Origin of the sequence: Pseudomonas sp. (assembly GCF_030690725.1) — a bacterium.
Classification (GTDB): domain Bacteria; phylum Pseudomonadota; class Gammaproteobacteria; order Pseudomonadales; family Pseudomonadaceae; genus Aquipseudomonas.
In genome coordinates this window covers 1-12,701 of record NZ_JAUYGD010000034.1, presented here as the reverse complement: position 1 = coordinate 12,701, position 12,701 = coordinate 1, and the positions used below count along the sequence as shown (strand labels likewise).

Here is a 12,701-nt window from a genome sequence, read left to right as displayed (position 1 = left end):
AGGGTCACTGGCCGATGCCGAACACGGCAAAGGGCAGCAAGACGATGCCAATAACTTTTGGCCAGATGGCGCCCAGCACCGCACCGACGCAGGCACCGAGCCCTGCCCAGATAAACAGGTCAACCAGCGGAGTTGGCAACGGGCCGAGAACCAGGCCAGCCAGCAGGCCCAGCCAGAAACCACCAAACAGGCCGATACCGGCGGCGCCGATGCGCTCCTTGCGGGTAACTGGCCTGCGCCACCAACTCACCAGCCGGTGTCGCAAGCGTTGCGACACCGGCTGGTGAGGCTGTTTGCTCTCGCTCATGCTTCCTCGCTATCGATCAGCAGGTTTTCCAGGGCTTCGCGGTACTCGCCCGGGTGCTGCCAGAGGCCGCGTTGCTGGGCTTCGAGCAGGCGTTCGAGGATGTCCTGCAGGGCAGCGGGGTTGTGCTGCTGGATAAAGTCGCGGGTACTTTTGTCGAGCAGATAAGCATCGGTGAGCAGTGCGTACTGATGGTCGTCGACCAGTTCGCTGGTGGCATCGAAGGCGAACAGGTAGTCGATGGTTGCCGCCAGCTCGAACGCGCCCTTGTAGCCGTGGCGCTTCATGCCCTCGATCCACTTGGGATTGGCCGCGCGGGCGCGCACCACACGATTCAGTTCTTCCTTGAGGGTGCGAATACGCGGCGTATCGGGCTGGCTATTGTCGCCGTGATAACTGGCCACCTTGGCCCCACGCAGGGTTTCCACGGCCGCGAGCATGCCACCCTGAAACTGGTAGTAGTCATTGGAATCGAGGATGTCGTGCTCACGGTTGTCCTGGTTGTGCAGCACCGCCTGCATCTGCTCCAGGCGCTCGGCGAACTGAGCGCGGGCCGGCGTGCCTTCGCTGTGGGTGCCGTAGGCGTAGCCGCCCCAATTCAGGTAGACCTCGGCGAGGTCCTCACGGGTTTGCCACAGGCGTTCTTCGATGGCGTTCTGCACACCCGCGCCATAGGCCCCCGGCTTGGAGCCGAACACCCGCCAGCCGGCCTGCTTGCGCGCCTCGACTTCATCCAGGCCGCTGTCCTGCAGGGTCAGAGATTCACGCCAGACCCGCGCCGATAGCGGATTCATATCTTCCGGCTCATCGAGATCAACCACCGCCTGCACCGCGTCATCGAACAGACGAATCAAGTTGCTAAAGGCATCGCGAAAAAAACCGGACACCCGCAGGGTCACGTCCACCCGCGGGCGGCCGAGTTGTGCCAGCGGCAGCACCTCGAAACGCTCGACACGCTGGCTGCCGGCCTGCCACACCGGGCGCACGCCCATCAGCGCCAGGGCCTGAGCCATATCGTCGCCGCCGGTGCGCATGGTCGCGGTGCCCCACATCGACAGGCCGAGCTGACGCAGATGGTCGCCGTGGTCCTGCAGATGCCGCTCAAGCAACCGATCCGCCGCCTGCACGCCGATACGCCAGGCCGTCGGAGTCGGCAAATTGCGCACATCGACGCTATAGAAATTGCGCCCGGTAGGCAGCACATCCAGGCGACCACGACTCGGCGCGCCACTCGGCCCGGCAGGGACAAAACGCCCGTTCAACGCCGTGAGCAGACCATGCATTTCTGCATCGCCACAGGCGTCCAGCAGCGGTGCGATCTGCTCACGCAGGCGTTGCAGCACCTGGGTGCTTTCCGCACCAACGGATTCAAAATCCGCCGCGCTAATCAACTGCAAGGCCAGCAGCTCCAAGCGTTCACGGGTATCGCCCGCGCTGCGCCAGCTGTCATCGCTCAGCTCTGCCAACACGGCCGGGCGCGGGCCCTGCCAGGGCGCGGCCATATCGCAGTCGAGGGGATCGAAATCCAACTCCAGATCACGGGCCAGGGCGCGCAACAGGCTGGCATTGCCGCCCTGGCCGTCGCCACGGGGAATTCGCAGCAGCGCCAGCAGGGTATCGCGGCGCAGGGTGCCGGCCGGTGATTCGCCGAATACGTGCAGGCCATCGCGGATCTGCGATTCCTTGAGGTCGCACAGGTAGGCGTCCAGCTGCGGCAGCCAGCTATTGGGGTCTGCATTCAGTTGCAGGCCCAGCTCGCGGTCGAGGCTGGCCTCGCGCACCTTGAGCAGAATCTCGCCGCGCAGCTCGGCGGCGCGGCGCAGGTCGAGCTGGCTGGCTTCGTAATATTCGTCAGCCAGGCGCTCCAGATCGCGCAACGGGCCGTAGCTTTCGGCGCGGGTCAGCGGCGGCATCAGGTGATCGATAATCACCGCCTGAGTGCGGCGCTTGGCCTGGGCGCCCTCGCCCGGGTCGTTGACGATAAACGGGTAGATATTCGGCAACGGGCCGAGAATCGCGCTCGGCCAGCACTGCTCGGAAAGACCGACGCTCTTGCCCGGCAGCCATTCCAGATTGCCGTGCTTGCCGACATGGATCACCGCGTCACACGCAAAGGCCCGGCGCAGCCAGCAGTAGAACGCCAGGTAGCCGTGCGGCGGCACCAGGTCGGGGTCGTGATACACCGCTGCCGCGTCCAGCTGATAACCGCGCGCCGGCTGGATGCCGACAAAGGTCAAACCAAAGCGCAGGCCGGCGATCATCAGCCGACCGCCGCGGAACATCGGATCGCTCTGCGGCTCGCCCCAACGCTCGCGCACTGCCTGCTGGTTGGCTGCAGGCAAACTATTGAAGAACTCCAGATAGTCGTTCAACGCCAGACTCTGGGCGCAGGGCCGTGCGTCGAGCATGTCCAGATCATTGGTCACGCCGCCGAGCAGCTGGTGGATCAATGCGGTGCCGCTATCGGGCAAGCCTTCCACCGGATATCCCTGCTGTTCGAGCGCTCGCAGGATATTTAGCGCCGCCGCCGGGGTGTCCAGGCCGACGCCATTGCCGATACGGCCGTCGCGGGTCGGGTAGTTGGCGAGGATCAGAGCAATGCGCTTATCGGCGTTACTTTTGTGCGCCAGGGCAATCCAGTTACGCGCCAACTCAGCGACGAAATCCATCCCCGGCAGGTGGGGCTGGTAACAGACCACATCACTCTGGCTGCGCTCGCTGCGCCAGGCCAGACCCTTAAAACTGATCGGCTGAGTGATCAGCCGGCCGTCCAGTTCGGGCAGCACGATATGCATGGCCAGGTCGCGCGAGCCCAGACCCTGAGCATTGGCCTGCCACTGTGCATGGTTATCCAACGAACAAATGGCTTGCAGCACCGGAATATCACGACGGAAAGGTCGAGCGCTCGGCGCTTCCGGGTTAGACAGGGCGAAGGCAGTGGTGTTGATAATCAGGCGGGCATCGGCTTCGTCCAGCCAGTCCTCGACTTGGGCCAGGCAGGCCGCTTCCTTAAGGCTGGCCACGGCAATCGGCAGCGGATTAAGGCCCTGGGCCTGCAAGCGCTGGCAGAACACATCGATAAACCCGGTATTCGCCGCCTGCACCTGGGTGCGGTAGAACAGCAGCGCCGCCACCGGCGCACCGGCCTGCCAGCTGGCTTGCCAATCGGCCAGGCTCGGGTTAGCCAGTAGCGGGTGATACAGGCCCACGCGCGGCAACGGCTGCGGGTCGCCCCAGGCATAGTCACGCTGCAGCCACTGGCTGGCGATGCAGTTAAGCAGCTGCAACGCATTGCCCGCACCGCCCTGGCGCAGGAACTGCCAAAGCCGCTCGGCGTCAGCCAGCGGCACGTTGCTCAAGGCCATCAGCTCCGGATCAGGGTTGTCGCAACCCGGCACCATAATCACCTGCGCACCGCGCTCGGCCAGTTCGACCAACCGCTCGATGCCGTAGCGCCAATAGCTGACGCCGCCGTGCACGGAAATCAGGATGACCTTGGCGTGCTGCAGCACCTGCTCGACGTAGAGATCCACCGAGGCGTGATTGCTCAGCTGCGCCGGGCTGGCCAGGCGCAGGCTGGGGTAATCCGCCGGCAACTGCCGCGCCACTTCGGCCAGCAACGACAGGTGCGAATCGCCGGTGCAGAGGATCACCAGCTCGGCCGGGGTCTGGCCAAGGTCGGCAATGCTGTCGACCGGCAGCTGGCTGCCGGGCTGGGTGCGCAGCAAATGCATGCGGGCTTAGCCTGCCAGCGCTGCTTGCAGCTCGGCTTCGATAGCGGCTTGATCCAACGTCTGGCCAATCACCACCAAGCGGGTGATGCGCGGCTCATCGGCCTGCCAGGCGCGGTCGAAGTGTTTGTCGAAACGCTGACCAACGCCTTGCAGCAAGAGGCGCATCGGCTTGCCGGGAATCGCCGCAAAACCCTTGATGCGCAGAATGCCGTGTTTGCTGACCGCATCCTTCAGCGCTTGCAGCAGACGGGCTTCCTCGGCCTCGGGCAGCTCGACGTGGAACGAGGCGAATTCGTCGTGATCGTGGTCTTCATGGCCTTCCAGATCATGGTGAGTCTTGCGGCCCTCGATATGAATCTCGGTCTCGCAATTCAGGCCCAGCAGCACGTCCAGCGGCAGCTCGCCTCCATGGGCTTCGATGATTTTCACTGCGGGCGGCAGCTCCTCGGCCACTTCCGCACGCACCGCAGCCAGGGCGGCGGCGTCGAGCAGATCGGCCTTGTTGAGGATCACCAGGTCAGCGCTGGCCAGCTGATCGGCGAACAGCTCGTGCAGCGGCGATTCGTGATCGAGATTGGGGTCGAGCTTGCGCTGCGCATCAACCTGATCGGGGAAGGCGGCAAAGGTGCCGGCGGCCACGGCCGGGCTGTCGACCACGGTGATTACCGCGTCCACCGTGCAGGCGTTGCGGATTTCCGGCCAGTTAAAGGCCTGCACCAAAGGCTTGGGCAGAGCCAGGCCGGAGGTTTCAATGAGGATATGGTCGAGCTCACCACGGCGTGCCACCAGCTCGCGCATCACCGGGAAGAATTCTTCCTGCACGGTGCAGCACAGGCAGCCGTTGGCCAGTTCGAAGATGCGGCCGTTGGCTTCTTCTTCGCTGCAACCGATGGAGCACTGCTTGAGGATTTCGCCGTCGATGCCCAGCTCGCCGAACTCGTTGACGATCACTGCGATGCGTCGCCCGTCGGCGTGGCCGAGCATGTGCCGCAGCAGGGTGGTTTTGCCGGCGCCGAGAAAGCCGGTAACGATGGTAACGGGGAGTTTGGCGAGGGTTTGCATGGCGAGTCCTGCATGACGTCGAAAGAAAGACGAGCAGGAGGCGGCACAGACATGACAGCCACGGGGCGTCAGCCAACACCACCGGATCACCCCGCCCGGTTGTCGAAAAGCGTGACGAGGCAGGTCTCCTGGCTCACGGTCTGCGCGTTGCGCCACCCTCCTACCTTCCCGCCGTACGGCAGTGGTGTATCGAAGGGCTTTGGACCGTTCACAGTTGCGGGGGCAGCCAAGGCATTAACCTTGTTCCCTCTTAGCTTCATGGGCATGCCCACGAAGAACCTCGAACGCGACAAGGCTACGCAGGCCATGGCGGCCGGTCAATCGCGGTTGACCACTGCCGGCCGCCATGTTGAGCTACGCGGCCGCACACACTGAGCGCCGCAGATGATCCCCAGCAACGCCCCTCGCCACCCCGCTGTCGCCGTTCAGGTGGTCGCCGGACTGGGCTGCCGCAGTGGCTGCAGCGTTGAAGATTTATCCACATTGCTGGTTCACAGCCTGCAGGCGCATGGTCTGACTGTGGATAACCTGACGGGGCTGGCCAGCATCGCGCATAAACGCGACGAGCCGGGTCTGCTGGCATTGGCCGAACGCCTCGGTTTGCAGTTGAGCTGCTTTAGCGCCGAAGAACTGCTGCCCTATCAGCAAGGTGTGCAAGGCTCGCCACTTGCCCTGGCCGCTACCGGCAGCCCGGCCATCGCCGAACCCTGCGCCCTGGCCTTGGCCGAACGCATGGGCGGCAATACTGCCCGTCTGCTCGGCGAGAAAACCCGTAACGCCAGCGCCACCTGCGCCCTGGCGTCGATTGCACCCAAGGATGTGTCATGACCGTTTACTTTATCGGCGCCGGCCCCGGCGACCCCGAGCTGATCACCGTCAAAGGCCAGCGCCTGCTGCGTAGCTGCCCGGTGATTCTCTATGCCGGCTCGCTAGTGCCGGAAGCGGTGCTAGAAGGTCACAGCGCCGAGCAGGTGATCAACACCGCCGAGCTGCATCTGGATGAAATCATCGAGCTGATCCGCCAGGCCCACGATAAAGGCCAGGATGTGGCCCGCGTGCACTCCGGCGACCCGTCGCTGTATGGCGCGATTGGCGAGCAGATCCGCCACCTGCGCCGGCTGGGCATTGCCTTTGAGATCATTCCTGGGGTGACCGCCACTGCGGCCTGCGCCGCCCTGCTGGAAAGCGAGCTGACCCTGCCCGAGGTATCGCAGACGCTGATTCTCACGCGCTACGCGAGCAAGTCGAACATGCCCGAGGGCGAGGCGCTGGGCGACCTGGCCCGCCACGGCGCGACCATGGCCATTCACCTGGGCGTAGTGCATCTGAACAAGATCGTCACTGAGCTGCTGCCGCATTACGGCGCGGACTGCCCGATTGCCGTGGTCCATCGCGCCAGCTGGCCGGATCAGGATTGGGTCAGCGGCACCCTCGCCACCATCGAGGAACAGGTGCGCGCCAAGGGCTTTCGCCGCACCGCGCTGATCCTCGTCGGGCGCGTGCTGCACGCCGAACAGTTCGCCGACTCGGCGCTGTACAACGCCGAGCATCGCCACCTGTTCAGGTCTGCAGAAGACTAAGCAGCGGGCAGTCGGCCAAGCTTATCGACGCAATACGCGCCGTGTGAGCAGCAGCAGATCATCCAGCGCCGGCACACTGGCCAATAACACCAGCAGCAAGGCCAGCGGCACGGTGGCGATATAACCCAGGTGGTTAAAACCCAGTGCGCCGATCACCCCGCCGAGGAAGAAGTACAACGCCAACAGGCTGAGCACCCGCAGACGTTGGCGGTCGGCCATCACCCGAGCGATATCAGGGCCACGCGTGCGATTCCAATAGAACAGCTTGCCTAGCTCGATACCGATGTCGGTGATGATTCCGGTGATATGGGTGGTGCGGATTTCCGCCCTGGAGAGTTTGGTAATCAGGGCGTTCTGCAGGCCCATGATGAAACACAGCAGCATCACCGTCAGCGGCACGAACAGGCCGGTAATCTGCGCCAGCGACGCGCCAAGAAAGCCAAAGCACAGCAGCAGCGCGGCTTCGAGCAGCAACGGCAGGGCGTATTCGCTGTGCAGCTGGCGCCGCCGTGAGTAATTGATCATCACCGTCGAGCAGGCTGCACCCAGGAGAAACGACAGCACGCCGCCGAGACCACTCCACACCAGGCCATAGGCACCCAGAGCAATATTGTCCGCCATGGCAGAGACAATGCCGGTCATATGCGAGGTGTATTGCTGCACGGCAAGAAAGCCGCCGGCATTGATCGCTCCTGCAACGAAAGCCAGGGCAAAACCCAGATGCCGATTGGCTGCGACACTGCGCGTCCGTCCGGTCAGGCTTCTCGCATAGCGAATAGGCATAAGTGCCTCGGGTGAACGGCAGGGCTTAGAGATGAATCTCTGCGCCCTTGATGCCGAGTAGGCGCAGCTCTTCGATCAGACCATTGAGATCGGCGAAGGACTCCACCTGCTCCTGGTCATCGACCAGAAAGAAGCTGGTGCCCGCGCCTTTCTTCAACAGCACGATCCATTCCCGGGTATTGGCCGGGTTGGCGATGATATGGGTATCAAAGAGCACGCCCTGGGCTTGCTTGCTCTTTATATCTTCACGCCGCATCGGCCAGCCTCTGCTTACTCAACCGTTACGCTCTTGGCCAGATTGCGTGGCTGGTCGACGTCAGTGCCCTTGAGCACGGCGACGTAGTAGGACAGCAGCTGCAGTGGGATGGTGTAGAGGATCGGTGCCAGGGCGTCGTGGATATGCGGCATGTTCACCACGTGGGTGCCCTCGCCATTGCTCATGCCGGCCTGCTCGTCGGCAAACACCACCAGCTCACCGCCGCGGGCGCGCACTTCCTGCAGGTTGGATTTGAGCTTTTCCAGCAGCTCGTTGTTCGGCGCCACGGTGACCACCGGCATATCGCTGTCCACCAGCGCCAACGGGCCGTGCTTGAGCTCGCCAGCCGGGTAGGCTTCGGCGTGGATATAGGAAATTTCCTTGAGCTTGAGCGCACCTTCCATCGCCACCGGGTACTGCGCGCCACGGCCGAGAAACAGGCTGTGGTGCTTCTCGGCGAACAGCTCGGAGACTTTCTCGACCACGCTGTCCATGGCCAGGGCTTCGCCCAGACGGGTTGGCAGGCGACGCAGTTCGTCGACCAGCTCGGCTTCCAAACCTTTATCCAGGGTGCCACGCACCTGGCCGAGGGACAGGGTCAGCAGCATCAGCGCGACCAGCTGGGTGGTGAAGGCTTTGGTCGAAGCCACACCGATTTCCGGGCCGGCCTGGGTCAGCAGGGTCAAATCGGATTCACGCACCAGGGAGCTGATGCCGACGTTGCAGATGGCCAGGCTGGCCAGGTAGCCGCCCTGGCCAGGCGCATGCTCCTTGGCATTGCGCAGCGCGGCCAGGGTGTCGGCAGTTTCGCCGGACTGGGAGATGCTGACAAACAGGGTGTCCGGCTGCACCACCACCTTGCGGTAGCGGAACTCGCTGGCCACTTCGATCTGGCAAGGGATACCGGCCAGGCCTTCCAGCCAGTAACGGGCAACCATCCCGGCGTGGTAACTGGTGCCGCAGGCGACGATCTGCACGTTGCGCACCTTGGCGAACAGCTCGGCAGCCTGCGGGCCGAAGGCCTGAACCAGCACGTGGTCTGTGCCCAGACGGCCTTCCAGGGTGCGCTGCACGACCTTGGGCTGCTCATGGATTTCCTTGAGCATAAAGTGACGGTACTCTCCCTTGTCCGCAGCTTCCGCACCCTCGTGGTATTGCACGCTCTCACGCTCTACCGGCTGACCGTCGACGCTCCAGATCTGCACGCTTTCACGCTGAATCTCGGCGATATCGCCTTCTTCCAGGTACATAAAGCGGTCGGTGACCTGACGCAGAGCCAGCTGGTCGGAGGCAAGGAAGTTCTCGCCCAGGCCCAGGCCGATCACCAGCGGGCTCCCGCTGCGGGCGGCGAGCAGGCGATCCGGCTGCTTGGCGCTGATCACCGCCAGGCCGTAGGCGCCGTGCAGTTCCTTGACCGCTTCTTTCAACGCTGCGGTCAGGTCCGGCTGGGTTTTCAGCTTGTGGTCGAGCAGGTGCACGATCACTTCGGTGTCGGTATCGGAGCTGAACACGTAACCCAGGGCCTTGAGCTGGGCACGAAGTTCTTCGTGGTTCTCGATAATGCCGTTGTGCACCACCGCCAGATCATGGCTGGAGAAGTGCGGGTGGGCATTGCGCTCGCTCGGAGCACCGTGGGTAGCCCAACGGGTGTGAGCGATGCCGAGACGGCCGGCCAGCGGTTCGGCGCTCAGCGCGCTTTCCAGCTCGCTGACCTTGCCCACGCGGCGGCGACGGTCGAGGTCACCTTTATCCGTCAGCAACGCCACACCGGCGCTGTCGTAACCGCGGTATTCCAGGCGCTTGAGGCCTTCAACCAGCACGGCAGTGATATTACGTTCGGCGACTGCGCCTACGATTCCACACATAGTCTTCTCCTTAAGCTTCAACAGTCGCGCAGATCAGCTTGATGCCGCGCTCGGTCAATTGTTCACGGGCCTCAGGGCTGAGGCGTTCGTCGGTTATCAGGGTATGGATGCCGCTCCAGGGCAGCTCCAGGTTGGGAATCTTGCGGCCGATCTTGTCGCTCTCGACCATCACCACCACTTCGCGGGCTACATCCGCCATTACCCGGCTAAGCCCGAGCAATTCGTTGAAGGTGGTGGTGCCACGGTTCAGGTCGATGCCATCGGCACCAATAAACAGCTGGTCGAAGTCGTAAGAGCGCAAAACCTGTTCGGCGACCTGACCCTGGAAAGACTCGGAATGCGGATCCCAGGTGCCGCCGGTCATCAGCAGCACCGGCTCATGCTCCAGCTCGCTGATGGCGCGGGCCACATTCAGCGAGTTGGTCATCACCACCAGGCCTGGCTTGTGGCCAAGCTGCGGGATCATCGCCGCGGTGGTGGTGCCGCTGTCGATAATGATCCGCGCATGTTCGCGAATGCGCGCCACCCCGGCGCGGGCGATGGCCTGCTTGTACTGGGAGATCGGCTGGATATCGCTGATCAGCTCCTGCGGCATGGGCACCGCACCGCCGTAACGACGCAGCAGCAAACCACTTTTTTCCAGTGCGGCGAGGTCTTTGCGAATGGTCACTTCGGAGGTGGCGAAGGCTTTCGACAACTCATCCACACTCACCTCGCCTTGCTCGGCGAGCAGGGCAAGAATGGTGTGGCGACGTTGCGGAGTGTTGCGTTTCGACATGCTAAGTTTCGATTCGAAAGATAATGGCACGAATCAAAACCTAATCGAAGTTTTTCGTCAAGTAGCAATCGACGTAGGGTGGACATGCCGAAAGCTTGTCCACCAAGTGCGCGGTGACGGCGGACAAGGCTGCGCCATGTCCGCCCTACCCGGCTTCACTTCTTGGTCGGGCGCTTCCAGCCTTCGATATTGCGCTGCTTGGCGCGGCCGACCGCCAGGGTGTTATCAGGCACGTCACTGGTGATTACCGAACCGGCACCGGTAGTGGCACGGTCGCCCAGCGTCACCGGAGCCACCAGGGCGCTGTTGGAGCCGATAAACACGTCCTCACCCAGTACGGTCTTGAACTTGTTGGCGCCGTCGTAATTGCAGGTGATGGTGCCGGCGCCGATATTGCTGCGCGCACCGATCTCGGCATCGCCCAGGTAAGACAGGTGCCCGGCCTTGGCGCCCTCACCCAGCTTGGCGTTTTTCAGCTCGACGAAGTTACCCACATGGGCTTTGGCGCCCAGCACGGAACCCGGACGCAGACGCGCGAACGGGCCGCAATCGGCACCCTCACCCATTTCGGCCCCTTCCAGATGGCTGTTGGCTTTGATGATGGCACCTTTACGCAGGATCGAGTTTTTGATCACGCAGTTCGGGCCGATCTGTACACCGTCTTCGATCACCACCTGGCCTTCGAGGATCACGTTGATATCGATAGACACATCACGGCCTACCGTGACTTCGCCGCGCAGATCAAAACGCGCCGGGTCGATCAAGGTCACGCCCTGCAGCATCAAACGACGCGCGGCGCGGTACTGATAGTGGCGCTCCAGCTGCGAAAGCTGGATACGGTCGTTGGCGCCCAGCACTTCCATCTCGTCAGTCGCCTGCTCGGTGGCGACTACCAGGCCGTCGGCCACGGCCATGGCGATCACGTCCGTCAGGTAGTACTCACCCTGAGCGTTGCTGTTGGACAGACGACCGAGCCAATCACCGAGTTTTTTCCCTGGGACGGCGAGGATGCCGGTGTTGCCTTCACTGATCAGGCGCTGCTCGGTGCTGGCGTCCTTGTGCTCGACGATGGCTTTCACCACGCCCTGCTCATCGCGCACGATGCGGCCGTAGCCAGTTGGGTCTTTCAGGTTGACCGTGAGCAACCCCAACTGCTGCTCGCTAACTTTCAACAGCAGACGCTGCAGGGTTTCCAGTTCGATCAACGGCACGTCGCCATAAAGAATCAGCACACGCTCTGCGCTCAACGCCGGCAGCGCTTGAGCCACGGCATGACCGGTGCCGAGCTGCTCGTTCTGCAGCACGAAATTCAGGTCATCCGCCGCCAGTTGCTCGCGCACTAGTTCCGCGCCATGGCCGATTACCACATGAATGCCTTGCGGTTTCAGCAGGCGGGCGGTGTCGATCACATGGCCAAGCATGGCTTTGCCGGCAACCGGGTGCAGAACTTTCGGCAAGGCAGAACGCATGCGGGTGCCTTGGCCGGCGGCGAGGATAACGATATCGAGCGACATGGAGGGCAGATCCTATTGAGTAGCCCGGATGCAATCCGGGGTGATCGTCCCGGATTGCATCCGGGCTACCTGCTAAATGACAGGCAAAGAAAAAGGGTAGCCAAGGCTACCCTTTTACTCGTTTGCGATGAAGCGTCGGAATTAACCGCCGAACTTCTTGCGCAACTGCTGAACGGTACGCAGCTGAGCCGCGACCTCGGCCAGGTGAGCGGCTGCGGAACCGTAATCGAACTCCGCGCCCTTCTCATTCAAGGCATTCTCGGCAGCCCGGAGGGCTTCCTGAGCAGCAGCTTCATCGATATCGGCAGCACGCTGCACGGTATCGGCGAGAACTTTCACCACACTCGGCTGAACTTCGAGGAAGCCACCAGAGATGTAGAACACCTCGGTTTCGCCACCCAGCTTGACCAGACGAATCGGACCCGGTTTGAGGTCGGTGATCAGCGGCGCGTGGCCTGGAGCGATACCGATATCACCCAGGTTGCCGTGCGCAATCACCATCTCGACCAGACCGGAGAAGATCTCGCCTTCTGCGCTGACGATGTCGCAATGGACTGTCATAGCCATGTCTAACCTCACGTATCGATCTGCTTACACACTACTGCGGATAAACAGACCGTAAGCGCCCGTTGCCGGGCGCACGGGTGATTACAGTTTCTTCGCTTTCTCAACAGCTTCTTCGATGCTGCCAACCATGTAGAACGCCTGCTCTGGCAAGTGATCGTAGTCACCTTTCAGAATGCCGCTGAAGCCGGCAATGGTGTCCTTCAGGGAAACGTACTTGCCTGGCGAACCGGTGAAGACTTCGGCCACGAAGAACGGCTG

At 62.7% G+C, this 12,701-nt stretch carries 11 protein-coding genes, 1 pseudogene and 1 riboswitch; of the genes and pseudogenes, 2 read left to right on the top strand and 10 right to left on the bottom strand.

Annotated features, from left to right (window positions below):
• Window positions 1-4: 4 nt before the first annotated feature.
• The 3 genes from Q8O69_RS07735 to cobW are packed head-to-tail and all read right to left on the bottom strand — an operon-like array spanning window position 5 to window position 5,100.
• Window positions 5-307, bottom strand: a complete 303-nt coding sequence (locus Q8O69_RS07735) for a hypothetical protein (RefSeq protein ID WP_305590970.1) — start codon at window positions 305-307, stop codon at window positions 5-7.
• Complete coding sequence (gene cobN, locus Q8O69_RS07730; RefSeq protein ID WP_305590968.1) at window positions 304-4,038, bottom strand: cobaltochelatase subunit CobN; 3,735 nt, start codon at window positions 4,036-4,038, stop codon at window positions 304-306. Before cobN ends, Q8O69_RS07735 begins: the two co-directional genes overlap by 4 nt.
• A gap of 6 nt (window positions 4,039-4,044) precedes the next feature.
• A complete protein-coding gene (cobW, locus tag Q8O69_RS07725; RefSeq protein ID WP_305590966.1) occupies window positions 4,045-5,100 on the bottom strand; it encodes a cobalamin biosynthesis protein CobW in 1,056 nt (351 codons plus the stop codon).
• Between the two features lie 100 nt (window positions 5,101-5,200).
• Window positions 5,201-5,398, bottom strand: a riboswitch (cobalamin riboswitch).
• 86 nt (window positions 5,399-5,484) lie between these two features.
• Here cobW and Q8O69_RS07720 point away from each other — a divergent pair.
• Together Q8O69_RS07720 and cobM are read left to right on the top strand one after the other, a co-directional pair.
• Window positions 5,485-5,928: a cobalamin biosynthesis protein gene (locus Q8O69_RS07720; RefSeq protein ID WP_305590964.1), complete on the top strand. Its 444-nt coding sequence runs from the start codon at window positions 5,485-5,487 to the stop codon at window positions 5,926-5,928.
• A complete protein-coding gene (cobM, locus tag Q8O69_RS07715; RefSeq protein ID WP_305590962.1) occupies window positions 5,925-6,680 on the top strand; it encodes a precorrin-4 C(11)-methyltransferase in 756 nt (251 codons plus the stop codon). The genes Q8O69_RS07720 and cobM overlap by 4 nt, the downstream gene beginning before the upstream one ends.
• Window positions 6,681-6,701: 21 nt before the next feature.
• Here cobM and Q8O69_RS07710 read toward each other — a convergent pair whose 3' ends face one another.
• The 7 genes and pseudogenes from Q8O69_RS07710 to Q8O69_RS07680 form a co-directional block, all read right to left on the bottom strand.
• Complete coding sequence (locus tag Q8O69_RS07710) at window positions 6,702-7,463, bottom strand: YoaK family protein (protein WP_167145880.1); 762 nt, start codon at window positions 7,461-7,463, stop codon at window positions 6,702-6,704.
• A 25-nt stretch (window positions 7,464-7,488) separates the two neighbouring features.
• The gene (locus tag Q8O69_RS07705) at window positions 7,489-7,719 is read right to left on the bottom strand and encodes a hypothetical protein (RefSeq protein WP_275960039.1); all 231 of its coding nucleotides are present in this window, start codon (window positions 7,717-7,719) and stop codon (window positions 7,489-7,491) included.
• A gap of 14 nt (window positions 7,720-7,733) precedes the next feature.
• Window positions 7,734-9,584, bottom strand: a complete 1,851-nt coding sequence (gene glmS, locus Q8O69_RS07700) for a glutamine--fructose-6-phosphate transaminase (isomerizing) (protein WP_305590960.1) — start codon at window positions 9,582-9,584, stop codon at window positions 7,734-7,736.
• A gap of 10 nt (window positions 9,585-9,594) precedes the next feature.
• On the bottom strand, window positions 9,595-10,362 hold the full coding sequence (locus Q8O69_RS07695) for a DeoR/GlpR family DNA-binding transcription regulator (RefSeq protein ID WP_305590958.1): 768 nt from the start codon (window positions 10,360-10,362) through the stop codon (window positions 9,595-9,597).
• A 155-nt stretch (window positions 10,363-10,517) separates the two neighbouring features.
• Window positions 10,518-11,876 carry a bifunctional UDP-N-acetylglucosamine diphosphorylase/glucosamine-1-phosphate N-acetyltransferase GlmU gene (gene glmU, locus Q8O69_RS07690; RefSeq protein WP_305590956.1) on the bottom strand — a complete coding sequence of 453 codons (1,359 nt, stop codon included), beginning with the start codon at window positions 11,874-11,876 and terminating at the stop codon, window positions 10,518-10,520.
• Between the two features lie 141 nt (window positions 11,877-12,017).
• On the bottom strand, window positions 12,018-12,443 hold the full coding sequence (locus Q8O69_RS07685) for a F0F1 ATP synthase subunit epsilon (protein WP_090254171.1): 426 nt from the start codon (window positions 12,441-12,443) through the stop codon (window positions 12,018-12,020).
• Window positions 12,444-12,524: 81 nt separating this feature from the next.
• Window positions 12,525-12,701: pseudogene (locus Q8O69_RS07680) on the bottom strand (F0F1 ATP synthase subunit beta); the annotation flags it as partial.